This is a genomic window from Psychrobacter sp. bablab_jr014, assembly GCF_016464015.1.
Classification (GTDB): Bacteria; Pseudomonadota; Gammaproteobacteria; order Pseudomonadales; family Moraxellaceae; genus Psychrobacter.
In genome coordinates, this window is sequence record NZ_JACDXT010000041.1 from 1 (window position 1) to 24535 (window position 24535).

A 24535-nucleotide genomic window follows, 5' to 3' on the forward strand; every position below is an offset into this window, starting at 1 on the left:
CTTAATCGAGAACTTCTTCTGTAAGCTGAAAGATTTCAAGAAAATTGCCATGCGTGCTGAAAAAACGGATGAGTCGTTTGCTGCTAATATCTATTTAGCAGCGACGATTATCCATTTACGGTAATTGTCAACACACCCTAGTTAAAGCCAGTAAATATAAAAAAACGCACTGCCGCTTATCGCCAGTGCGTTTTTCTTATTATCATTGCTAAAGGTTATTTATGCAGAAGCATGCTCGGCGCGTAACGCAGTGATTAAGCGTTCATTCTGCTCGGTAGTGCCCACGGTAATGCGCAAATACTCATTAATACGCGGCTTATCAAAATGACGCACAATGATACCTTCTTCACGTAAATGCGCCGCCACGTCACTGGCATTGCCCGCAGGGGGACGGGCAAAAACAAAGTTGGCTTGTGACGGCAATACGTGATAATCAAGCGCGCGCAAGTCCTCAATCAAGGCAGTGCGCAGGTCAATAATCTGCTGGCAGCTGTCTATAAAGTACGCTTCATCTTCTACGCTCGCAGTCGCGCCTGCTTGCGCCAGCTTATCCAGCGGAAAGCTATTAAAGCTGTTTTTCATACGCGTCAAGGCTTCAATTAATGAGGCATTACCAAACGCCATGCCCACACGCAAACCCGCTAGCGCACGCGATTTTGAAAAGGTCTGCGTGACCAGCAAGTTATCAAACTCATCAATCAAACTGACCGCTGAGGCAGGCGCATCAGTATCGGCAAAATCAATGTACGCTTCATCAATCACCACTACCGAATGCGGGTGCATCGTCGCTAGACGGCGAATCTCATCGAGTGACAACAGCAAACCTGTGGGCGCATTGGGATTGGCAACAATCACGCCGCCGCACGGCTGGTCGTAATCGGTAATATTAATACTAAAGTCATCACGCAAAGCGACAGGCTGCAAATCGACGCCAAAAGTATGCGCGTACACAGGATAAAAGCTGTAACTGATATCAGGCGCTAGTAGCGGCGCGTCCTTTAAAAAGAAGCTGGCAAAGGTGAGCGCCAAGACTTCATCCGAGCCATTACCCACAAACACTTGCTCAATGCCGACGTTGTGACGTGTGGCTAAGGCTTGACGCAAATCATCCGACTCAGGCGCAGGATATAGGCGCAATGCGGCTGCCTGCTCGGCAATCACTGCGGCAATCGCTTCGGCGACTTTTGGTGATGGCGGAAAGGGGTGTTCATTGGTATTTAGTTTGCACAAGTTGTCGTGCTTTGGCTGCTCGCCTGGCACATAAGGCGAGAGCTGGCGCGCGGTCTGTGACCATAGGCGCGTATCAATCTGGGATGCGGTCATAAAAAATCCTAGCGGTTAATCAATACAGTGAATATCTATAGATTACGACTCGTAGCGGTAGCGTGCCGAGCGGGCGTGTGCGTCCAAATCCTCACGCTGCGCGAGCACGTCGGCAACTTGTGCCAATGGCTTGCTGCCTGCTTCTGAGCAATAAATCAGCGAGGATTTCTTTTGAAAGTCATAGACGCCAAGTGGTGAAGAAAAACGCGCCGTGCCTGAGGTCGGCAGCACGTGGTTGGGTCCTGCACAGTAGTCGCCAATGGCTTCTGGCGTATGCCGCCCCATAAATATCGCGCCCGCGTGACGGATGTCATCAATCAAATCATCAGGCGTATCGACAGACAATTCTAAATGCTCAGGCGCAATGCGGTTAATCAGCGCCAAACCTTCAGCGCGGTCTTGCACCAAAATCAGCGCGCCGCGATGACGCAACGCATCACGCGCGATGTCGGCTTTGGGCAGCTCGGCGAGTGCCGCATCAATGGCTGTCTCGACCTCCGCCAATTGCGCCGCGCTCGTGGTCACAAAGATGGCTTGGGCAATGCGGTCGTGCTCAGCTTGTGACAATAAATCCATCGCTAGCCAATCGGCACGGTCGGCGGCTTCGCCTTCGGCATAAACCAACACTTCGGAGGGACCAGCTATCATATCAATGCCCACTTGACCAAACACCGCACGCTTTGCCGCGGCCACGTATTTGTTGCCAGGGCCTGTGATTTTATCAACTTGCGGAATGCTTTGTGTGCCATACGCCAGTGCGGCAACTGCTTGCGCGCCGCCAACGGCAAACACGCGGTCAACTTGTGCCAAATGTGCGGCAGCCAGCACTAAAGGATTGAGCACACCTTTTGGCGCTGGCACGACCATAATGACGTCCTTGACGCCTGCGACCTTTGCAGGGATGGCATTCATCAGTACCGATGACGGATAAGACGCCAAGCCACCCGGTACGTAAATGCCCACACGGTCAAGCGGTGTGACCTTTTGCCCCAAGCGATTGCCCAGCGCATCGGTATATTCCCATGTCTCTTGCACTTGGCGCTCGTGAAAGCTGCGTACACGCTCGGCGGCAGTGCTGAGCGCGTCTTTAACGTCATCATCCAGATCGCTAAAGGCTTTGGCCAAATCTTCTTGAGAAATCTCTAGTTCATCCATGCTTTGGGCAGGATGCTGGTCAAACTGCTGCGTAAGATGCAATACCACCTCGTCCCCATGCTGGCGCACTTGGGCGATGATGTCGTCAACTGTATGTAGCAACTCTGGGTCGTTGACCGTCTCAAAGGCTAACAGCTCAGTTAATTGTTGTTCAAAATCGGCATCTTGGGTAGAGAGCTTACGCATAATCAAATCCTATATGACCACGAAAAATAATCGTCTGTGACACTTATATTAGCGCGCCCTGCGCTGGTGCACATCAGACAAAACAAAACCAGTTTAGCACGCCTAAAACGCTGGCGAACAAAACTGGTTTAAAAAATAGCGGTAATCTTAATGGGTCTATAACGGGGGCAAAACTGCCATTATCATATCGTTATAAAATTAAGACGCCTGCTGGATGCTGTCTTTAAAACTGTCCAAAATCGGCTCAAGCAATGCAAATTTGCGCTTGTAGCTGACTTGGTTAACAATCAAGCGTGACGACACATCGCAGATATGCTCGAGTGGCTCAAGACCATTGGCACGCAAGGTATTGCCTGTGTCCACCACATCGACGATTAAATCACCCAGTCCGACTAAGGGCGCAAGCTCCATCGAGCCGTACAGCTTAATCACATCGACTTGCTGACCTTGACTGGCAAAGTAAGCACGCGCCACGTTGACATACTTGGTGGCGATACGCAGACGGCGGTTGGGCATAGCCGCCCCTGTGATGCCTGCAGTCATTAATTTGCACTGCGCAATCTGTAAATCAAGCAGCTCGTAGACATGATTTGCCCCATGTTCAAGCAATACATCCTTGCCCGCAACACCAAAATCTGCCGCCCCATGCTCTACATAGGTCGGCACGTCGCTGGCACGCAATATCAAGACGCGTACCTGTGGGTGCGAGGTCGGAAAAATCAGCTTGCGCGAGGCATCTGGGTCTTCTAACAGCTCAATCCCTGCCGCTTTAAGTAGCGGCATGGTCTCTTTTAAAATGCGTCCTTTGGATAAGGCTAAGGTCAAGCCTGAAAATTCATTGTCCACTTCGTTTAGCAAGCCGCTTTTTTGTAAGCGTTCAGATTGCTCATTCATAATGACATCTTGTCCGTGTCGGTGTGTGGTGGTATGGCGCAGTCGCCATGTGTCTGTCTGCTCGTCCGTTAGGCGTGGACGTCAGCTGAGTTGACACGCTGGATACATACCCCAAGGCTACGCAGTTTATTTTCCACATCTTCGTAACCGCGGTCAATATGATAAATACGGTCGATTAGGCTCTCACCCTCTGCTGCCGCTGCCGCCATGACTAATGACATGGAGGCGCGCAAATCCGTTGCCATCACAGGTGCTGCAGTAAACTTATCAATACCTTCAACCACCGCAGTATGCCCATCAACCTTAATATCCGCGCCCAGACGCATCAGCTCAGGCACGTGCATGTAGCGGTTTTCAAAGATGTTTTCGATAATGGTACTGTTGCCACTTGCCAAGCAGCATACCGCCATCAACTGCGCCTGCATGTCGGTCGGAAAACCTGGGTGCGGCTGGGTACGGATATCAACTGGCTTGGGACGCCCTGTCATCTGTGCGCGAATCCAGTCATCCCCTGTGGTAATCACCGCACCCATCGCTTCAAACTTTTTGAGTACAGCGTCAAGCAAATAAGCGTGCGTGTTTTTGGTCAACACATCGCCTTCGGTCATCAGCGCGCCTGCCAAGTACGAGCCTGTCTCAATGCGGTCGGCAACCACGGCGTACTCGCAGCCGTGCAAACGCTCAACGCCTTCGATGGTCATGGTCGCTGTGCCGATACCGCTGATTTTGGCGCCCATCTTCACCAGCATGTTTGCCAAATCAACCACTTCTGGCTCAAGCGCACAGTTGCCAAGCACGGTCGTGCCTTTTGCCAATGCTGCTGCCATGATGACATTCTCAGTACCGCCAACGGTAACCATGTCAAAAGAAAAGCTCGTACCAATTAAACGACCACCTTTTGGCGCTTGCGCTTTTACATAGCCATTTTCGACACTGATGGTCGCGCCCATTGCTTCAAAGGCTTTTAGGTGTTGGTCAACGGGACGTGAGCCAATCGCGCAGCCGCCTGGCAAAGACACTTCTGCCTCACCAAAACGCGCCAGCAAAGGACCGAGCACCAAGATGGAAGCGCGCATGGTCTTTACCAAATCATAAGGCGCGTAGTAACTGTCGATATTTTTGGTATCGCAAGTGACCGTGCTGCCTTCTTTTTGGATATCAATACCCATACCCGCAATCAGCTTTACCAACGTGCGCACGTCTTGCAGAGACGGCACATTATGTAGCGTCGTGGGCGTCTCTGCCAATATCATTGCGGCCAATAAGGGCAAGGCGGCGTTTTTTGCGCCTGAAATGGTAACTTCCCCTGCGATACGACTACTACCGGTAATTAAAAACTGATCCATAAAGGTGACAACCTAATTTAAAAATAAAAAATAAAAAGGCAACCCATCACTAGCTTTGTGACTGCTGGGCTTCCCATTCCTCTGGGGTTAGTGCTTGAATGTTTAGCGCATGAATGTCTCCACTGGCGATTTTTTCATTCACTAACGCATATACGGCTTGTTGACGCTGTACCAAGCGCTTGCCAGCAAAGCTTGCGTCCACAACACGGACATCAAACTTGTTGCCTTGATTGGCAGCTTGGATAAAAGCATCTGGAAAATGCTGTTGTAATAAGGCGATTAAATCATCCGCGTTCATACTCATAACGATACCTATTTTGACTACTTTTGGGTAAGTGCTTGGGTGAATCTTCTGTGAAAGAGGGGCGTCATTGCGCATCTTATCGAAACAAAGCGGGCATCATTATAGCAAGAGTTGTGCTTGCATACAGCCATCATCACACGCTAATTGGCGCTGTTTTCTAATGATTCTGTAGACTTAGGCGATGCGGCGGACAGCTGACGCTGTAAATAGTTGAGCACTTGCGCGCGGCTGTCATTCAGCCAGCGTAGTGGCGAGGCAAAAGCGCCGATACTGGTGGCGTGGCTCGCGCCCTCAATGACGCCTGTCTCCACATCCACACCATGCTCAAGCAATGCCTTTTGCATGTTGATGGCATTTTGCGGATAGACGGTTTTGTCATTGCCAGCGGTTAATAATAAATACGGCGGCTGTGCGCCAGTGATGTGTCTGTCAGGCATAACCTCACCAGGGGTCGCGCCGTTTGGAAAGGCAACGGCGGTCGGATACTCCCGAAAATCATAGCTGTACGGACCCGCGATACCCACCACAGTACGAATGTCTGTCGGCTGCATGCCATAAAGCGCTAAAAATTTCTTATCAGCAATCGCGGCCACGGCGTTAAACGCGCCCGCCGAGTGACCAACGACTGCCAGTCTGTCGGCATCCGCATGATAGTTGGCAGCATGCTCGTGACTCCACGCGATAGCCTGTGCGGTATCTTGTACATAATCAGGATAGACGTGCTCAGGCGCTTTACGGTAATTAATCACGGCGGTGACGTAGCCTGCTTGGGCAAAACTTTCGCCAACAAAGGCATAATCGTCTTTGTTGCCACTTTGCCACGAGCCGCCATGTACAAAAACCACCATCGGATAGTCGCGACTGACCGTCCCGCTGTCTGATTGACGTAGGGCTTTGGCAAGGTCTTTGGGATAATAGATATCGAGGTTTTGTAGCGCATCATCGCCGTAAGCAATGTCTTTGGTCACGCCAACGCCATTACCGAGGCTAAATTTATTGACCACATCCAAGGCACTAATAGCGCGCGCTTGCGGTGCAAATACCACCCCACTCGCCACAACAAGAGCGCTCATCAGCGCCAAGCGGCGAGGCAGGCTGTCAGAAAGAGTCGAGGTAGGCGATAATGGCTTCATAATACAATCTTATGTGGCTGCATGGAATAATGTCAAAACACGCTTAATAACTCGACAGCGTGTTCTTAAGACTTTGCATTGTACCGGTTATAAAGCGCACTGCCGTCTCTTTCCTGTTACCCATGTTTAGCGTTCTTGTGACAAGATACAGACTGTATTTATATTACTGCTGATACAGCTCAATATAGCCACTGGTTTCTTCAGCGGCTGCAGTATTATCAGCCGCAAGCATAGGACGGCTATGGATATTATTGCCTTTAATCAAAGGCATGGCTCGGCCTGATACGTTACTATCGGTGCTGCTATTGCTGTTGTTTTCATACATGATGTCTTTATCATCAATCGGCGCGCCTCTGTCATTGACGAGCGTGGTCAACAGCACCAGCTCCGTGACACCTGCGGTACTATTGGCAATATCAATCAGATTGCTTTGCTGCGTTGGCGTCATGCGTCCCATAACATAGACCACGCCATCATCAGTGACCGCTTTGATTTGCGATGCTTTAACACCGTCATTGGCAACGACCTTGGCCATCAATTTAGAAGTAATATAGCCATCATGCACCGTTGCGCTATAGCCACGCGCCACGCCGACACGCAGCTCGTTATATACGCGGCGTACGTCGGGCATTGAGGCAACCATATCACCGATTTCTTTTTTAATCGCTGCGTTTGGCACTTCGCCTGTTAATAACACTTCGCTATAAAAGCTATCAATGCTGATGCGGCTGGTCTCTTTTAGATTGTCTTGTAGGCCATAGGCATTGACTTTGATGGTGTGCTCAATACTGCTATCGAGCAGACGCTGGGGAATGGTACGCTCAGTAACGGGAACGCCGTAGGTGCCTTGAGTGCTGTTGGTCAAGTAGTTGGTGGTACAACCTGTGCTAAGGACAACAGCGGCTACCAATGATCCTATCACCATGCGGCGAGCGGTCGGGCGAATAAGCGTGTGCAATCTGGTCATGTGATACCCCATAGAGCCAAGTGAAAATGAGTGCGCTGGCGCGCGCCGTCATACTGTACTGAATTTTTGTGTATGATGGTTGATTTTTTGGTAACGATATCTTGTCAAAAGCTTACTTAGCACGCATCATCACCATGCGTCTGCCATAAATGCCCCTTGTACCCATAAAGGTGGTACGGACGTGGATGGCTCGTTAGCATCATCAATGCTGTTTGTAGTTTTACGCTGAGCTTGCGTGGGTGTGCTGTCGTAACCGATCACATCAAAACGACATTCACACTCAGCGTATTGTGGATACTGCTGCAAAAAGTAGCGGGCGGTTTTGATGATTTTTCGCTGCTTGGCGCGTGTGACACTGGCAAGCGCATCACCGAACTGGGACGCGCGGCGCTGACGTACTTCGACAAAGACCACAATGTCCCACGCCCTGCCTTGCTCTAGCATGATAAGGTCAATCTCACCTGCATTTGTACGCTGCCAATTGTCAGCAAGGCAAATCAGTCCTTTTGTTTCTAAAAAGATACGTGCATGCCTTTCAAAGGCATGACCTTGGCGCTGTTTGGGTGCGGTCAAGCGCATTGGAACAGGGGTTTGTTTAGACTTTTTGGCAGGCGACATACTCACGGTAAGGCTCAATGAACATTTAAGAAATATCATAGCACAACATGATAAACTAGCCACTGCTGTATGGCTTGCCATCTATATCACTTGCTTGTTTTTTGCCTAGTTTTACTTGCCTATCATTATGAGGTTTTCATGTCTGCACCCGCGTCTTTATATATCGTTGCCACGCCTATTGGTAATCTGGAGGACATGACGCCGCGCGCCATCGCCACCTTAAAAGAAGTCGCCATCATTGCCTGTGAAGACACACGCACCTCGGGTAAATTGCTCGCCCATTTTGGGATTGATACTAAAGGCCTGACGGACGATGGGCGTACGCTCAATCGCTTATGGGCATATCATGAGCACAACAGCGCGGTGCAAACGCCAAAAATCATTGAAATGCTACAAGAAGGGCATTCGGTGGCGCTGATTAGCGATGCAGGCACACCGCTTGTTAGTGACCCTGGCTACCAACTGGTGCAAGCGGCACATGCGGCAGGCGTGCCCGTCTCGCCTATCGCTGGCGTGTCAGCGGCGATTGCTGCCTTATCCGCTGCAGGTTTGCCCTCTGACCGCTTTAGCTTTATTGGCTTTTTACCCGCGAAAACGCATGGCCGACAAAAACAGCTGGAGCAACTGGCTGCACGCACAGAGACGATGATTTTTTATGAAGCGCCGCACCGCATTGTGGCCAGTATTGAAGATATGGCAGCGGTACTTGGGGAGACGCGTGAAGTAACGTATTGCCGCGAGCTGACCAAGACCTTTGAGACGGTGCATAAGTCAACACTGGGCGAGTTATTAACCTTTGTCCGTGGTGATGACAATCAGCAGCGCGGCGAGATTGTTTTGGTGGTCGCAGGCGCGGATGGCAGCGCGGATGCCGATGATGTGTCCGCGCATGATGCTTTATTACAGCGCCTTTTGGTAGACTTATCCGTCAAAAAAGCGGCGGCACTGGCAGCAGATATCACGGGGCTGAAGAAAAATGCACTGTATCAACGCTTACTTATTTTGCAAGACTAAGCTATAGTAAAAAGTTTTTATTTGTTCACTAAATTTGGAGATAGCGGCATGTACGATGTCATGGCAGTTGGTAATGCTTTGGTCGACCACGAATATCTGCTCAGCGATGCAGCGCTTGAAGAGACTGAGCTGACCCGCGGCAATATGACCCTTGCTGATTTTGAAGAACAGCAAAAACTGCTGGCCTATTTTCAGCTCGCTGATATTGCGCCATCTAAGCAAGCAGGCGGCGGCTCGGCGGCGAACACCATGTTTGCCTTTGCTAGCCTCGGCGGTAAGCCGTTTTATGCCTGCCGTGTGGGTGATGATGAGCAAGGTCAATTTTATTTAAAAGACTTAAATGACGCAGGCGTAGCCACTTCAGAAAACTCTATACACCAAGGCGGCGTGACAGGCTCTTGTGTGGTGGCAGTCACTGAAGATGGCGAGCGCACGATGCAAACCTACTTAGGCACATCAAGCGATATTGCTGACGATAACATCGACTTTGATGCTTTGATGCAATCAGATTGGCTGTATCTAGAAGGCTATTTGGCAATGTCCGAGAGCATCCAACCTGCGATGAACAAGCTGCGTCAACAAGCAGGCATTCACAATGCCAAAATCGCAGTGAGCTTCGCGGACCCTGCGGTGGTGAAGTTTGCGAAAGACGGGCTACTTAATATGCTTGGCAATAAAGTGGCGGTGATTTTTTGTAATAGCGAAGAAGCGCGCTTGTTCACCGAGAAAAAACAGCTCAAAGCCGCTGCACGCGCCCTACTCGACTACAGTAATATCGCTGTGGTAACCGATGGGGCAAATGGTGCCCTCATCGCCCACAAACCTGATGCTGATAATGAAATTGTCATTCACGAAATTGCCACGCCAACGGTAGTCGATGTAATTGATACCAATGGCGCAGGTGACAACTATGCAGGCGCATTTTTATACGCGCTGTCGCAGCATCACGCCTTGCCTGAATGTGGGCGTCTTGCCAGCGAAGTGGCCTCACAAGTGATTCAGCAATTCGGGCCACGCCTTGAGTCACAGGATTATCAAGAGATTGCCCGCCGTGTGCTGTCTGCATAAACGCCAATCTACTGATTCAACAAGCGCTCATAAAAAAAACCCATATCGTCATGATATGGGTTTTTTGCTAGCTGCTAGCGTATTATTTATAGTACGCGTTTTCGGTGCGCGTGTGGTCAGTATCATCCACCACTTGAGTCAACTCAGGGATTTGCTGCTTGAGTTGCACTTCAACGCCTTGACGTAACGTCATATCCACCGCCGAGCAACCTTGGCAGCCGCCGCCGAATTTTAGCACCGCGGTCAGGCCAATGCCTTCTTCTTCGATCAATTCAAGCAGTTGAACATCACCGCCATGCGCGGCAAGACCTGGGTTAATCTCTGACTGAAGCACATAGTTGATACGCTCTTCGATGCTCGCATCCGCGCCGACTTTGGGCACTTTTGAGTTAGGCGCACGGAAAGTCAACTGTCCACCAAAACGGTCTTTATTATAGTCAATGACCGCATCTTCGAGATACGGCACAGAGGCAGCGTCAATAAAGGCGCTAAAGTCGTCATAGCGCAGCTGCAAATCTGCCGCGTCTTCTTCGCCAGGTTGGTTATATGCCATGCAGCATTCAGCGCGCGGCGTGCCTGCATGCTCAACAAAGATACGCACGCCGATACCGTCGGTGTCTTGCTTTGACAAGAGCTCTGCTAGGTAGCCTTGCGCAGATTCGGTAATGGTGATATTGCTTTTGATATCGGTCTGTTCGGTATCTAGCGCAGATTGGTAGTCGGTCGTTTGGGCGTCACTCATAATCATTCCTAATCGGGTGTGTGAGATAAAGTGTCATTACCACAAGCGCTTAACGCTTTATAGCAGCACGTCTTATCGTTATCGGTGATTGCACCAGCTGGCGGCGACCCGTCACTGGCAATATAAGGGCAATCGCGCTTCTAAATGAGCTTTTACGCATTGTTTTGATGTAAAGCGCGATACAGTGCTTATCATATCGGTCTGATTGCCGTAAATATCAAGTCTGATTGCCTATTATAACGCAATCTTTATTTAATTCCGACCGCGTTACTGCGGATTTAATAACATCTGTAGTCGCGGCGCGCCTTATTGCATTTACTTGTCGTACTTGGATACGAGTTGTCACTTGTCAGCTCTTAGGGGCTATGTCAGTATTGGCAACACTGAAAATAAAAGCAATGCTAAGGAGCTGGCGGGTATGAGTATGCTACCTGAACACAATTTGCAAACGTCCACGGACGATACGCATAATCACGTGATGGACGACAGACATTATCAATATTTGGTCTTTATCGGACGTTTTCAACCGTTTCACCACGGACACAAAGCTGTGATTGACGAGGCGCTGACTCGTGCTGATGAAGTCATTATGCTGATCGGCTCGGCGAATCTGCCGCGCAGCCTGCGCAATCCCTTTAGCGTCGAAGAGCGTAGCGAGATGATTAAGGGCGCGTATTCTGCCGAAGACGCCGCGCGCATCCACTGCGTTGGGCTGGACGACGCGCTATACAACGACACCCGCTGGCTGCAATATGTACAAAAAAGTGTGGTCTCGGTCACAGGCGATGTCCACGCCGATATTGGCTTGATTGGGCATTCAAAAGACAGCTCGTCGTATTATCTGTCACTGTTTCCCAACTGGGCATCGGTCTCTGTGCCCAATTATCAAAGCCTCTCTGCCACGCCGATTCGCGACAGCTTTTTGATGGGCGCTACTCCCACCTCAGTACGTACGCCTGAATCGACACAACACGTGCTTGAACAGTTTAAACAAACGAACGATTACAAGCGCCTGCACGAAGAGGCAGGCTATATCGATGACTATAAGAAACAGTGGCGCGATGCCCCTTATCCACCGACCTTTATGACCGCCGATGCGCTGGTCGTGCAGTCCGGGCATATCTTGCTCGTGGAGCGCGGCGGCATGCCAGGGCGCGGACTGTGGGCACTGCCAGGCGGCTTTATCAACCCCAAAGAGACACTGTTTGACGCCTGTATCCGTGAGTTAATTGAAGAGACGGGGCTGAGCGTGTCTGAATCGGTACTGCGCAGCTCACGCCATAGCCAGCATACCTTTGATGACCCGTACCGCTCAGCACGCGGACGCACCATTACCCAAGCATTTTATTTTCAGCTTAAAAACGACCCAACGGGCTTGCCTGCATTGACGGCGGCGGACGATGCGGCAAAAGCGTTTTGGTTGCCACTGTGCCAGCTTGATGCGACCAAAATGTTCGAAGACCATTACGCCATTATCACTAAGATGGTGGGCTTATAAGGATTAAAAATGTAGATAAGCCTACCTTTATAGCACTGCCATAGTACAAGTCGTCACAACATAAAATAATTATCGATAAGAAAAGCAAAAAGTCAGGCACAGGAGCGCCGTATGTTTACCCGTAATTTGCACAATTTTATCTTAAATACCGACAGCTATAAGACCTCGCATTGGGTGCAATATCCCAAGGGTAGCGAGTATTTATCCAGCTATATTGAGGCGCGCAAAGGTGATTTTGATGTGCTGTTTTTTGGCTTACAAGCCTTTATTAAAGAGTACCTCAGCACGCCCATCACCCATCAGGACATTGACGAGGCAGAGGCGGTCATCAACGCGCACGGCCTGACCTTTAATCGCGCAGGCTGGGAGCATTTGGTAGACAAGCATGGCGGCTATCTGCCACTACGTATCGATGCGGTGCGTGAAGGCAGCGTGTTGCCCGTTTCAAACGTGGTCTGTCAGGTGGTCAATACTGACCCTGAGTTTTATTGGATGCCAAGCTACATTGAAACCGCCCTACTGCGTGCCATTTGGTATCCATCCACAGTCGCGAGCCTATCGCATTACTGCAAAGGTATCATTCGTCAAGCGCTAGAAAAATCTGCTGACAACACCGAATCGCTGACCTTTCGTTTGCATGACTTTGGCGCACGCGGCGCGTCAAGCATGGAAACAGTGGCGCTGGGCAGCCTTGCGCACTTGGTCAACTTTGCGGGCACAGACGCCTTGAGCGCGCTGGTCGCTGCCAGCCGCTGGTATAGCATGACCGATGAGATGGCGGCATTTTCTATCCCTGCCGCTGAGCACAGCACCATGACCGCATGGGGACGCGCGGGCGAAACTGACGCCTACGCCAATATGCTCAACCAGTTCGGCGGTGAGGGTCGCGCCTTTTCGGTGGTATCAGACAGCTATGACTTATGGAACGCTATTGATAACATCTGGGGCGGCACGCTAAAAACGCAGGTCGAGACCATGGGTGGCACGCTGGTCATCCGTCCCGACAGCGGCGAGCCTGCCAAGGTGGTGCGCGAGGCGTTAGAGCGCCTTGCAGTCAAGTTCGGCACGCATACCAACAGTAAGGGCTACAAAGTCTTACCCGACTATATCCGCATTATCCAAGGCGATGGTATTAATCCGCAAAGCTTGCAAGGCATCCTTGACACCATCATGCACGCAGGCTTTAGCGCAGAAAACGTCACCTTTGGGATGGGCGGTGGTCTGCTGCAGCAAGTTAACCGTGACACCATGAGCTGGGCGATGAAAGCCAGTGCAATTTGTATCGATGGGCAATGGCATGACGTCTACAAAGACCCTGTCACCAGCCACGCCAAACGCTCTAAAAAAGGTCGCATGGCACTGATAAAAGACAATAACGGCGACGTCAGTACCGTTCGTGCAGAAGAACTGCGTGACACAGATGATAATCTACTACAGACAGCCTACCTAGACGGCAAGCTGATGATTGATGAGCGCCTTGATGTGATTCGCGAGCGTGCAGGATGGTAAAGCGCGCCAAGCACCTATTTTTTGCGCCGCTCTACCTGTATCAAGGGCGTAAAGTCAAACGCAGCACCCTGCGCTTGCCTGAGCCTATAGGCGAGCGCTGTGGGCAGATTGATTTTAAACGTGATGACAATGCCCAAACGACTCAACGTCAGCAGGAATTAAGACTGATGGTCGTCGGCGACTCGGCTATGGCTGGGGTCGGTAGCGATACTCAGCAAGACGCGCTCGTGGGACAATTGCTCTTGGCATTACCGCAAAAACCGTCGATAACGACGCAATTTAAAACGCTCATATGGTCGGTCAACGCCACGACAGGGCATACCAGCTTTGATGTCCTGCGTCGCCTTTATGTACTAGAAAAACCGCCGCAGCCTATTGACGTGATGGTCATCAATGTCGGCGTGAATGACACCACCAAAAATGTCACGCGCGCACAGTGGCAAGGGCAGCTGACGCAGATTATCGTCATTGCGCAGCGCAAGTTTGGGGTGCAGGCATTGATTTTTTTAGGTCTACCGCCGATGGCAGACATGCCTGCCCTGCCTGCACCGCTTAATGGCTTTATCGGCGCTAAAGCGCAGCGTCTGGATCAAGATTTACAAGATATCTGCGCGCAGCATGACGGTGTGTATTATCTGCCTGTTGACTTCTCAAAGTTGGCTACGCAGAATATCAGTTCTACTGCGATATTCGCTCGTGATGGCTTTCATCCAAGCAGCCTGACCTACCACCACTGGGCAGAGCAGCTGTCAAAAAAGATTGCCGAGCTGCTAGATAAGCGCTAAAGCACGCGGCATGACCATAAAAGATAGACCACATAAAACAGGCACAAAAAAACCGCTGAATAAACAGCGGTTTCTGTGGGTAAAAAGAGCAGCTTATTCAGCAGCTTTTTTCTTACCACGACCGAAAGCGCCGAAACGCTTGTTGAAGCTAGCAACACGGCCTTCAGTAGACGTTTTACGCTGTTCGCCAGTGTAGAACGGGTGTGAAGCACTTGAGATATCAAGTGGGTAGTATGGGTATTCTTTACCTTCATACTCACGAGTCGCTTTGGTGCTTACGGTTGAGCGAGTCAAGAAATACACGTCAGCATTGGTGTCGTGGAATAGAACTTCTTGATAGTTAGGGTGAATATCTTTACGCATAATATACTCTCTAGGTCCGATGTATCGGCAGCGATTGCCGTTACGTGACTGAGGCACTAAGCCCATCTGAAAATACAGCAACTGGGTCACTGGCTCACTCCAGCACCAAGCACCATATCTTTGTTTACTTAGCCTTCCCCAGTGGGAAAATCAAACCGCGATTTTACCGTCTTTTGATGTCAGTGGCAAGGCGCGATTGTGCTGCCCTTTTCTTATTTTCTTAGTAATAAAGGATTAAGATAAATAGCTGTACCTGAAGACTCAATAAAATTTTAAAAAACCGTAACATAAATAGTGGCAACAATACCCAAAAAATTCATTATAATAACTTCTAGATTCACAATTACATTCACTTATTAAGATTAATTAAACAATTAAACTTAATAACATTTTATCATTCTAGAGAAAAAGGATAACGTTATGATTCGTCTATCAAGCCGTTTTGCTGCTAAAGCTGCCGTTTTTGGTGCAGTTATCGGTGCCAGTACTCTTGCCAGTGCTGCCCTACCCACCCAGTGGGAGCTGGACAACTCACACACCCGCGTTGGGTTTTCGGTTGACCACATGGGCTTTTCAACTGTGATGGGCCGCTTTGCTGACGCCAAAGGCACCGTTAACTACAATATGGCCAACCCAAACCAAACGACGGTCAACTTCACCATTCCGACCAGCAGCATCGATACAGGCTGGGAAGCGCGTGATGAGCACCTGATGAGTAAAGATTTCTTTAATGTGAAGCAGTACCCAACCATGACGTTTAAGTCAAAACAAGTACAGTTTTTAAACCCGCAACAAGCCAAAGTCATGGGCGATTTCACCATGCTGGGTCAAACTAAGCCACTAACGCTAAATGTGACGCTCAATAAAATCGCCAATAGCCCATTGACCAATGCACCTGTTATTGGGTTTCGCGCGACAGGTAATATCGACCGCACTGCCTACGGCATGGACGCGTACGCCGCTGGCATCACCACCAATGTACCGATTCAAATCGATGCTGAACTGGTCGAAAAAAAGGCAAAATAACCGCTTATACTGTCTTTTATGACACATCTAAATAAAGAAGGCCCGCAGCTTGAGCTGCGGGCCTTCTTTATTTTTGACTTATTTGGCAGGAATCACGTGCCATACGTCAAATTTTTCGTCGCCATGCATATCGCCGACCTCAGTATCATTGGCATAAAAATACAGTGGTTTACCATTCATTGCCCATTGGTATTTGCCATCACTGCGCTGGAATGGGGCAAACTGTCCTGAAGCCTTAGCATTACTTGAGGCCATAAACGCAGGCCATGCGACCATACATACCGAACCACATTCTGAGCGATTCATTGAATCTTTGTCATACGTGTATAGGGTCATATGGTTGTTAGCATCCACCAATACACCATTTTTACTGCTCACAGGAGCCATACTGTTGGTATTGCTATAGACGTCGTGCATACCTGAATCGTCACTGCCAACCACGTTTTTAAGCGTTGAACAGCCTGAAAGTGTCAATACACCGACAATAGCTGAAGTTAAGATAATATTTTTCATGAGTGCTTCCTTGATGTCATTATTGTAATGAGAGGTTTTATTGCTTTTTTTAGTAATAGACAATACAAGTTATGGTCACCTAGACGCCGACCGACAACAGGCATCGATAACCGTATTCTTGTTTTTTTGTACCGCTGCATCAATAGTAGTAGTGAGCAGATAGCGCGCGAGGTGTGCGGGAGTACCTGTGCTTTGCTCAGCCTTATTCTTGCTTACGCTATTGATGTACTCAATATAGCACAGCCTAAAAACCGTACTGGACTCTACTGCAAAAACTTACAAAACCGTATAAAGGGTATACAGTGCTGCTCAGGGTACAGATACGGTTAAACGCCTGTATTTACAGGGCTGCAATGAAATAAAAAACCATGTTGTGTTTGACAAAACTTATGTATCTGCTTACGTATTTACTGCGTTAATTGCCTAATTATCTCGTACACTACGCTTATAGATGCGTGACACGCCTCTGTTCTCTTTTATGACTTATTCGCTGGTATTGTTAAACCTAAATAAAAAAGATACACCATGATAAATCTTCGCGATTAAAAGATATTTTTCTTGCCTGCTGTAACTTCGTTTTTTGATGCTACGAAAAATACCCTTTAATCTTGTTGTATCGATTTTATATTGGGCTAACTATAGCAACACCGCTGATAATAATTCCAAGGATATAATAACGACCATGACCGATTCTGCCTCTTTTTCTGCGGACGCTTCTGTACTGTATCGAGACACTGCCCATAACAAGGCGACGCCAACTCGGGTAGGTATTTTGGGCGGCGGCACAGCAGGCTCAACCATTGCCATTCGACTGGCGGCACTCGGTATCGAAACGCATCTTTTTGAACAAAAAAATTCATTAATTGACGGCCCGCCTATGTGTCATTTGCATGCAGGGGGCAACCTTTACCGCGAGATACCTGATGAAGATTGCGTGGCACTGCTCAAACAATGTATTGATATTTTGCGCTTATATCCATATACCATCGATGTGCGCCCGACTGTCTTTGCTGTACCGACGCGTGATGAAGGTCAGCCTGAGGACTTATTACCACGCTTAGACAAGCTCACCACCGCTTATCGTGAGCTGATTGAAGAGGATGAGCTTAACAAGGTTTTGGGCGAGCCAGAAGATTATTACCAGCTTTACAGTCACGAGCAGCTGTTAGCGCTGGCAGAGTGCGAGCAAGTTGCTGTACCTCGCTCTATTGATGAATGGATGATTCCTGTCGCCAAGTATTTGGATTTAAATAAAATCAAATACCCGCTGATTGTGGTACAAGAGTACGGCTGGAATATTTTCCGTTTGGCGGCGTCTGCTACCCTAGCGCTTGATGCTTATGACCACACGCACGTTTATACCAAAACTACGGTTAAAAAAGTCTCAGACAACACGCCTACTGCAGATAGCCATGCGCCTGTCCTAGATACACATGCGACGCCGCGCTGGCGCATTGACTACCAAGCAAAAGATGGTAGCAAAGATTATGTCGATGTTGATTATTTGGTCAATGCTTGTGGTTTTGAGACGGGTATTATTGACGACATGGTCGGCGTAGATGTCACCCGCATGGTGGAATTTAAATCCTCTTATATTACCCATTGGGGACAAGCAGGGGGACAAATTCCTGAAATTATTATCTATGGCGTGCGTGGTACGCCCGAAGGCATGGCACAGCTAACGCCCTATCCTGATGGCTACTTTCAAATCCACGGTATGAGTAAATTTATTACTTTATTTGAAGATGGTCTGGTGGCCTCCAGCAAGGACAGTGCCCAGCCTGTATTGCCTGAGCAGTATTTGCATTATATTAAAGACGGCTGGGACAAAGCACCTTTACAGGCTCGCAGTCAGCAAGCGATTGATTATGTGAGTGAGTTTGTACCGACCTTTAATAGCGCGCGTACGGTGGGCAATGCCCTATATGGCGCACAGCAAATTCCTGGTGAAGACGATACGCTGCGTGTCGCAGATGTCTGCCTATATACGGACAAGTGCTACGCACGGGCGGAAAATGTCAAAGCCTCATCGACCCTACTTGCAGCTGATGAAATCGTCGGTGAACTACAAAAACTACAGCTCATTGACCAAGACCTACCTGCCAATCGCGATCGCTACGCCCATGAATGGGAATATTTGGTACATACTGATGAAGGGACTGTAGATGCGGTTGCCCACTCGCTAGCGTCTGAGCGCGGCTTTCCAACAGCAATGGCTAAGGTCAACCACAGTTTGCGTGAATTAAGCCTTGCCAGCTTGACCCCCTTTGCAGGGTAATCGCCAACTTTTACGACAAAATTAATATCCAAAAAAGGCGCTGCGTATCAACACAGCGCCTTTTTTATGATGTAGATATTGAATGATTACAATCAGTTGCCTACCATGGTTTCCGTATCGATTTGATCATCAATTGTGACGATAACTTGCAGCGCATCAATAGCTTCTGCCACGCTATTACATACCACAAGGCGCTCTAAATCTTCTGCTTTCATAAAGCCTTGCTCTGCGGTATAACGCAGATGCTCGAGCAGACGGTCATAAAAGCCATTGATGTTTAGAATAATCATGGGTTTTTCGTGTTGGTACAGCTGACGCCATGTGGCGATTTCCATAATCTCTTCAAGAGTACCCAAACCGCCAGGCAGTGTGATAAAGGCATCGGCATATTCTGCCATGACGGTTTTGCGCGTGTGCATGGTGTCAGTCAAATGTAGGCGCGTTAGGTTTTGGTGCGCCACTTCGTGCTTGAGCATAAAGGTCGGAATCACGCCGACAGCTTCTGCGCCACGTGCCATGACTGCGTCAGCGACCGTACCCATCAGACCGATGCTCGCGCCACCATACACCAGCCCCATGCCATTATCAGCTAGGGCATGACCAAGCTCAGTCGCTGCATCAGCATAAACAGAATCACTGCCCATACGCGAACCGCAATAGACGGCAACAAGGGGCATATGTAGGCTGGATTTATCCACTGCCTTTTCGATATGACTTAGATCTCTGCTGGTCAATACTTCATAGTGCTCATTAGCACTCAGGTTACGATTTGTTTGCATATACTGTCCTTGATGAATGATAAAGTTAGAATGATGTGGTTATCATTATTAATATTTTTATAAATAATCGTTAATGAAAGGGGACTTCTTCATAGTAGCACAAGCCATGTCAATGCGTAAAAGCGACTGTGCATTAATACGCAATTTGTACATGAATCAACCCCATAAAAACGCAATATCATCCAAGGAGCGCTATGTCTATTCACGAGGACAAACCAAGCAAAAACCGCGCTCAGCGTACGCTCAGCACGGTATTAAAAGCTGTCGCGGTGATTGCGTTTTTGTTTGTGGTGCAGATGGTCATCAGAAACGGGTTGCCTGATATGTCCATCTATGTGCAAGAAAAATGGCAAGGCATTCGCCTGCTGCAAGCGCCACTACCAACCGAAAACAGCTTGCCCAATCCGCTACCTGAACGACGACTGGTGGACACATGGGGCGCAGCACGCAGTAATGGGCGTACGCACGAAGGCATTGATATCTTTGCGCCACGTGGTACGCCGATTCAAAGCACCACAGATGGTATCGTGCGCAAGGTTGGCGAAAACACACTCGGCGGGCGCGTGGTCAGTATTGTTGGCCCTGGCGGTTCTGGGCATTATTACGCGCATTTGGAAAATTATGCGGACATCGCGGTCGGTGACTGGGTCGATGCAGGCGAGGTCATCGGCTATGTGGGTGACAGTGGTAATGCTAAAGGCACACCGCCACATTTGCATTATGGCATCTATATCAATGGCAGCGCGGTCAATCCTTACCCGCTACTCCAAAAAGAGGCGCCTACTGAACGGTAGCACCTTTCTTAATTTATCTACATGTCATAAAAAACGACGCATTATATAGTCAAGTTAATTTAAAAATAACACAGCAAGATTAAATACTGTTTTTCGTAGCCTCTGTAGACGAAGTCACAGCAAGCAAGAAAAATAGTATTTAATCGAGCGCATTTTTGATGTTATACCAGTTTTATTTAGGTTCTACTACAGCAGCGGCATTTTGGGCAATGGTTGTTGTCTTTGCACGGACTTCTCATCAGTTTTAAGACAACTGTTAGGAAAGACAATACTAAAGGTCGAGCCTTTGCCTTCTTCTGACTCAATGTGCAGCTTGGCATTGTGCTGATACAAGACATGCTTCACAATCGCCAGACCAAGCCCTGTACCGCCTGTTGCGCGACTGCGACCACTATCGACGCGATAAAAACGCTCGGTCAAACGCGAGATGTGCTGCGGCGCAATGCCAATACCGTCATCGGTCACTGAAAATTCGCAGCCCTCAACCACCGATTGCCAGCTGATAACAATATTGCCACCCTTTGGCGTGTATTTGATGGCATTCACCACCAAGTTCAGCAGCGCACTGTTTAAGTACAGCTCTGCACCATATAAATTGTCATCGCTATGAATCTCAAGGCTGATATTATGCCCATAATCCTTGTTATAGACTTTAGCGTCGTCATACAATTGGCTGAGCAATTTGCGCATGTCGATTTTGGTTAAGGTCGGTTTTTCTTCATTTTCAAGACGTGACAATAGCAGCAAATCATTGACGATACTGTTCATACGCGCCGTTTGCTGAGTCATGAGCGACAACCCGCGTTGCCATTTTGGCTCAAGGTCGGGTTGATCAGAAAACGTCTCCAAATAGCCCATCAATACTGTCAGTGGCGTGCGCAGCTCGTGGCTGACATTGGCCACAAAGTCGCGGCGCATTTGCTCAAGATGCTGGAGACGGGTGACATCATAGATGATGAGCAGCTTGTCGCCGCCAAAGTGCATGACTTCGCATTTTAGATAACGATCAGGGTTCTTCCACGAGACCAAATGAATGCCATTATTGGGCATGGTCGTGGTACGGTAATAATCTCGAAACTCAGGCTCAGTGATAAGGTTAAAAATACTGTTGCCTTGATCGCTCGACTCAAGCACCAGTAGATCCTCAGCCGCTTGGTTCCACCACTCCAAACCATCATCGTCATTAAGCAATATCACCGCATCTTGACGCGCCAGCAACGAGCTGCGGATTTTTTTGACCAAGCCCATCATTTTTTGCTGGGTGATTTGTTCTTGCTGACGACTGTGGTACAGCTGGGTTGCCACCACACTCAGACCGCCGAGCATGTCAGGCGGTGGACTGGTAATAGAGCGATTAATCCACGCATTAAAGCAATGCAGCGCATACATGCGCCAAAAAATATACAGTATCAGGGCGACAGTAATAGAAGCCAGCAAATGCGCGGTATAGAGTCCAAGGAGCAGTCCTAAGCACAGCGAAAACAGCAGCCAGCGAATATCGGCCAATAATAGCGCGTAGCGATGGATCTTTGGTTGCTCTTGATGATGCGGCATCATGGTCACGCCTACCCTATTGGTTTTAAAATAAAAAACGACACATCGCGCCGTTAGCGCCCATTACGACTCAGACTCCATGACGTTTGAAAAGCGGTAGCCTGTACCGCGTACGGTCTGAATCAGACCCGCATAATCATAGGGTGCAAGCAGTTTACGTAAACGACGAATATGCACATCAATGGTACGATCTTCGATATACACATTGCCACCCCACACCTGATCGAGCAGCTGCGTGCGCGTATAAGCGCGGTCAGGATGGCTCATAAAAAACGCCAATAAACGGTATTCGGTTGGCCCAATCTCAATCACTTTACCATCAGCACTGACACGCTGGCTTTTTGGGTCAAGGCTGAGGCCAGAGACGGTAATCGGTTTGCTGCCACTTAATGCACTGCTGCGGCGCAAAACGGCTTTAATGCGCGATACCAGCTCGCGCGTTGAAAATGGCTTGGTGATATAATCGTCCGCACCTGCGTCCAGCCCATGTACCTTATTGTTTTCTTCGCCTTTTGCCGTGAGCATAATCACAGGGATTTCGGACAATATCTCATCTTTTTTGAGCATCCGACAAAAATCAATGCCGCTTTTATCGCCTGGTAGCATCCAGTCCAGTAAAATCAATGCAGGACGATGGTCAACCACTTGCTGATGTGCTTCTGAAACATCTACCGCCTGCAAGCACTCATACCCTGCCATCTCAAGTGTCATTGTAATCATCTCACAAATGGCGGGCTCATCTTCGACGATTAAAATTTGTTCACTTTGCATAGTTTAGCCTCATGGATGTTTGCATTTCGTACAAAAAAAATGATAAATACTCGCCACTATGCGCCTATTAAACGGCTTTTGTGTGACGAGTTGATGACATTTTAGTGTCAATTGATCTCTAGTATAAAATTAAGTGGTCCATCATTGGTACTGCTGACTTGCATATTGGCACCAAATTCACCAGTCGCGACCTTTGGGTATTTGCTTTTGGCATAATCGACCAGCTCAGCAAACAAATCGCGCGCTGCATCAGGTGCCATGGCATCACCAAAGTCAGGGCGGCGTCCCTTCTGTGTCCGAGCCATCAATGTAAACTGCGACACGAGTAGCAAGCCGCCGCCGACTTGCTCAACGTTTAAATCCAAAAGACCGCGTTTATGCTCATCCACCGTATTTTCAAAGATACGATAGCCGAGGATTTTGTCAATCATGCGCTTGGCATGTATGAGCGTATCGTCATGCCCAAGACCAATATACGCCAAAATGCCCTGCTCAATCTCGCCTACAGAACTACCATCAACCACGACTGAGGCGTGCGTCACACGCTGAATCAGTGCTTTCATCTTACGCTCCTATTACGATTATACGCATACCTGCTGATGCGGGCGTGCTACTATGATGCTTATAATAACAGCGCAGCAGCGAGGCGAACACTTTGATGCTGTGATACATATCCGTGATGTTGCTGTCAGCAGTACAAACGTACTGACAGGCAATGTCCCTTTTATCTTATGTAGGCGGTTTTGATATGAATGTATTTACCACGTTGCAACAGCTTGTACCCCAGCAGCGCTTAAGCGAAGTGGCTGGACGTTTGGCGGGCAGTCGCCACCCGATGGTAAAACGCGCGTTTATCCGCAGTTTTGCTAAGGCATACAATGTCAAATTGGACGACTATGCGCGGCAAAATCTAGATGCGTATGAGAGTTTTAATGACTTTTTTACCCGCGAATTAAAGACTGACGCGCGCCAAATTGAACATAGCACACACGGTATTATCAGTCCTGCCGATGGTGTCATCTCACAAATGGGCCAGCTGAGCGAGCATAAACTACTACAAGCCAAAGGCCGCTATTATGATGTGGGTCAGCTGCTTGCCAATAGTGACGATGCCAGCCACTTTCTTGATGGCAGCTTTGCGACCATTTATCTCGCACCGAGCAACTATCATCGCGTTCACATGCCGTTTGCGGGTACGTTAACCAAGACACGTTATGTGCCTGGCACCCTATTTTCGGTCAATAACACCACAGCCACGCACATTCCTGACTTGTTTGCGCGCAATGAGCGCCTCGTGTGTCTGTTTGACACCGAATATGGCAAAGCTGCTGTGGTTATGGTCGGCGCAATGATTGTGGCGGGAATCGAAACCTGCGCAACAGGTAAAATCAGCCGCAGTGAGCACATTCAAGAACAAACGCACAATCTGCGCTTGATGCAGGGTGACGAGCTGGGACGTTTTTATTTGGGTTCAACCGCGATTGTGGTACTGCCCAAAGCTGCTGGCACAAACTGGCAAAGTCATCTACGCGCGCAAATGCCCGTGGTCATGGGTCAGCTGTTGGGCGTCGCGGCTGGGTCTGCCCAACCTGTTGTTGAGCCTGCGCCCGTGGACAGAAAAGCGGATCAAACACCGTCAGCAACGGTCGATTTGGCCGTATCTGACGATGATGACTCGGCAGATGAGCCATTGCCACCGACCACACCGCAGTAACTTGTCTTATTAGGGCGTATTGAACATTCGACCATGGCACTGACAGCGACTATTTTTTAGGCGATTCGAGGTTAAAAATAATAAGTTTAGTCACTCTAAGCGCTTATTTTTAACGATGAAGCGGCAAAAAAGAGTCCTGTCCCTGCGGGCTGATGCTAAAATTGCCCCATACTGCGTTACAAATCTCGCTAAGGCATCTGC

At 49.0% G+C, this 24535-nt stretch carries 23 protein-coding genes and 1 pseudogene; 9 read left to right on the forward strand and 15 right to left on the reverse strand.

Going from position 1 to position 24535, the window contains the following annotated elements; all coding sequences use genetic code 11:
- Positions 1-219 precede the first annotated feature (219 nt).
- The 8 genes from hisC to JIE71_RS09375 form a co-directional block, all read right to left on the reverse strand.
- Positions 220-1323, reverse strand: coding sequence for a histidinol-phosphate transaminase (hisC, locus tag JIE71_RS09340; protein WP_199508447.1), 1104 nt, complete (start codon positions 1321-1323; stop codon positions 220-222).
- Positions 1324-1365: 42 nt separating this feature from the next.
- Complete coding sequence (hisD, locus tag JIE71_RS09345) at positions 1366-2664, reverse strand: histidinol dehydrogenase (protein WP_199508448.1); 1299 nt, start codon at positions 2662-2664, stop codon at positions 1366-1368.
- A gap of 198 nt (positions 2665-2862) precedes the next feature.
- Entirely contained in the window at positions 2863-3558 is a 696-nt protein-coding gene (hisG, locus tag JIE71_RS09350; RefSeq protein ID WP_199508449.1) for an ATP phosphoribosyltransferase, read from the reverse strand.
- A 68-nt stretch (positions 3559-3626) separates the two neighbouring features.
- On the reverse strand, positions 3627-4904 hold the full coding sequence (gene murA / locus JIE71_RS09355; protein ID WP_199508450.1) for a UDP-N-acetylglucosamine 1-carboxyvinyltransferase: 1278 nt from the start codon (positions 4902-4904) through the stop codon (positions 3627-3629).
- A 49-nt stretch (positions 4905-4953) separates the two neighbouring features.
- The gene (locus JIE71_RS09360) at positions 4954-5208 is read right to left on the reverse strand and encodes a BolA family protein (protein WP_323126927.1); all 255 of its coding nucleotides are present in this window, start codon (positions 5206-5208) and stop codon (positions 4954-4956) included.
- Between the two features lie 140 nt (positions 5209-5348).
- Positions 5349-6341 (reverse strand): alpha/beta hydrolase, encoded by a 993-nt coding sequence (locus tag JIE71_RS09365; protein WP_199508451.1) that lies wholly within the window; start codon positions 6339-6341, stop codon positions 5349-5351.
- A gap of 163 nt (positions 6342-6504) precedes the next feature.
- Positions 6505-7308 (reverse strand): BON domain-containing protein, encoded by an 804-nt coding sequence (locus tag JIE71_RS09370; RefSeq protein ID WP_199508452.1) that lies wholly within the window; start codon positions 7306-7308, stop codon positions 6505-6507.
- Between the two features lie 129 nt (positions 7309-7437).
- Positions 7438-7926 (reverse strand): YraN family protein, encoded by a 489-nt coding sequence (locus tag JIE71_RS09375; protein ID WP_199508467.1) that lies wholly within the window; start codon positions 7924-7926, stop codon positions 7438-7440.
- Positions 7927-8064: 138 nt separating this feature from the next.
- Here JIE71_RS09375 and rsmI point away from each other — a divergent pair, with 138 nt between their 5' ends.
- Positions 8065-8940, forward strand: coding sequence for a 16S rRNA (cytidine(1402)-2'-O)-methyltransferase (gene rsmI / locus JIE71_RS09380; RefSeq protein WP_199508453.1), 876 nt, complete (start codon positions 8065-8067; stop codon positions 8938-8940).
- Between the two features lie 48 nt (positions 8941-8988).
- Positions 8989-10008, forward strand: coding sequence for an adenosine kinase (locus JIE71_RS09385; protein ID WP_199508454.1), 1020 nt, complete (start codon positions 8989-8991; stop codon positions 10006-10008).
- Between the two features lie 82 nt (positions 10009-10090).
- Here the strand turns inward: JIE71_RS09385 and nfuA are convergent, their stop codons facing one another.
- Positions 10091-10750 carry a Fe-S biogenesis protein NfuA gene (gene nfuA, locus JIE71_RS09390; protein ID WP_199508455.1) on the reverse strand — a complete coding sequence of 220 codons (660 nt, stop codon included), beginning with the start codon at positions 10748-10750 and terminating at the stop codon, positions 10091-10093.
- Positions 10751-11174: 424 nt separating this feature from the next.
- Here nfuA and JIE71_RS09395 point away from each other — a divergent pair, with 424 nt between their 5' ends.
- From JIE71_RS09395 to JIE71_RS09405, 3 genes are all read left to right on the forward strand, one after another.
- Positions 11175-12248, forward strand: coding sequence for a bifunctional nicotinamide-nucleotide adenylyltransferase/Nudix hydroxylase (locus JIE71_RS09395; protein ID WP_228284628.1), 1074 nt, complete (start codon positions 11175-11177; stop codon positions 12246-12248).
- A gap of 111 nt (positions 12249-12359) precedes the next feature.
- Positions 12360-13757, forward strand: a complete 1398-nt coding sequence (locus JIE71_RS09400) for a nicotinate phosphoribosyltransferase (protein ID WP_199508456.1) — start codon at positions 12360-12362, stop codon at positions 13755-13757.
- A complete protein-coding gene (locus tag JIE71_RS09405; RefSeq protein WP_199508457.1) occupies positions 13751-14542 on the forward strand; it encodes an SGNH/GDSL hydrolase family protein in 792 nt (263 codons plus the stop codon). The genes JIE71_RS09400 and JIE71_RS09405 overlap by 7 nt, the downstream gene beginning before the upstream one ends.
- 93 nt (positions 14543-14635) lie before the next feature.
- On the opposite strand, the gene JIE71_RS09410 is transcribed toward JIE71_RS09405, so the two are convergent.
- Positions 14636-14905 carry a type B 50S ribosomal protein L31 gene (locus tag JIE71_RS09410; protein WP_199508458.1) on the reverse strand — a complete coding sequence of 90 codons (270 nt, stop codon included), beginning with the start codon at positions 14903-14905 and terminating at the stop codon, positions 14636-14638.
- A gap of 420 nt (positions 14906-15325) precedes the next feature.
- Here JIE71_RS09410 and JIE71_RS09415 point away from each other — a divergent pair, with 420 nt between their 5' ends.
- Positions 15326-15931 (forward strand): YceI family protein, encoded by a 606-nt coding sequence (locus JIE71_RS09415; protein ID WP_199508459.1) that lies wholly within the window; start codon positions 15326-15328, stop codon positions 15929-15931.
- 78 nt (positions 15932-16009) lie between these two features.
- Here JIE71_RS09415 and JIE71_RS09420 read toward each other — a convergent pair whose 3' ends face one another.
- Positions 16010-16444, reverse strand: a complete 435-nt coding sequence (locus tag JIE71_RS09420) for a hypothetical protein (RefSeq protein WP_199508460.1) — start codon at positions 16442-16444, stop codon at positions 16010-16012.
- Between the two features lie 682 nt (positions 16445-17126).
- Between JIE71_RS09420 and JIE71_RS09425 the strand changes: the two genes are divergently transcribed.
- Positions 17127-18722 (forward strand): FAD-dependent oxidoreductase, encoded by a 1596-nt coding sequence (locus JIE71_RS09425; RefSeq protein WP_199508461.1) that lies wholly within the window; start codon positions 17127-17129, stop codon positions 18720-18722.
- Between the two features lie 92 nt (positions 18723-18814).
- On the opposite strand, the gene JIE71_RS09430 is transcribed toward JIE71_RS09425, so the two are convergent.
- Positions 18815-19501: a TIGR00730 family Rossman fold protein gene (locus JIE71_RS09430; RefSeq protein WP_199508462.1), complete on the reverse strand. Its 687-nt coding sequence runs from the start codon at positions 19499-19501 to the stop codon at positions 18815-18817.
- 296 nt (positions 19502-19797) lie between these two features.
- Between JIE71_RS09430 and JIE71_RS09435 the strand changes: the two genes are divergently transcribed.
- Positions 19798-20295 (forward strand): M23 family metallopeptidase, encoded by a 498-nt coding sequence (locus JIE71_RS09435; RefSeq protein ID WP_199508469.1) that lies wholly within the window; start codon positions 19798-19800, stop codon positions 20293-20295.
- A gap of 186 nt (positions 20296-20481) precedes the next feature.
- Here the strand turns inward: JIE71_RS09435 and phoR are convergent, their stop codons facing one another.
- From phoR to dtd, 3 genes are all read right to left on the reverse strand, one after another.
- Positions 20482-21852, reverse strand: a complete 1371-nt coding sequence (gene phoR, locus JIE71_RS09440; RefSeq protein ID WP_228284627.1) for a phosphate regulon sensor histidine kinase PhoR — start codon at positions 21850-21852, stop codon at positions 20482-20484.
- A 60-nt stretch (positions 21853-21912) separates the two neighbouring features.
- Positions 21913-22620 carry a phosphate regulon transcriptional regulator PhoB gene (gene phoB / locus JIE71_RS09445; protein WP_199508463.1) on the reverse strand — a complete coding sequence of 236 codons (708 nt, stop codon included), beginning with the start codon at positions 22618-22620 and terminating at the stop codon, positions 21913-21915.
- Positions 22621-22727: 107 nt separating this feature from the next.
- Entirely contained in the window at positions 22728-23183 is a 456-nt protein-coding gene (gene dtd / locus JIE71_RS09450; RefSeq protein ID WP_199508464.1) for a D-aminoacyl-tRNA deacylase, read from the reverse strand.
- A 185-nt stretch (positions 23184-23368) separates the two neighbouring features.
- Here dtd and asd point away from each other — a divergent pair.
- Positions 23369-24193 (forward strand): annotated as a pseudogene (gene asd, locus JIE71_RS09455) (archaetidylserine decarboxylase); the annotation flags it as partial.
- Positions 24194-24535: the final 342 nt, after the last annotated feature.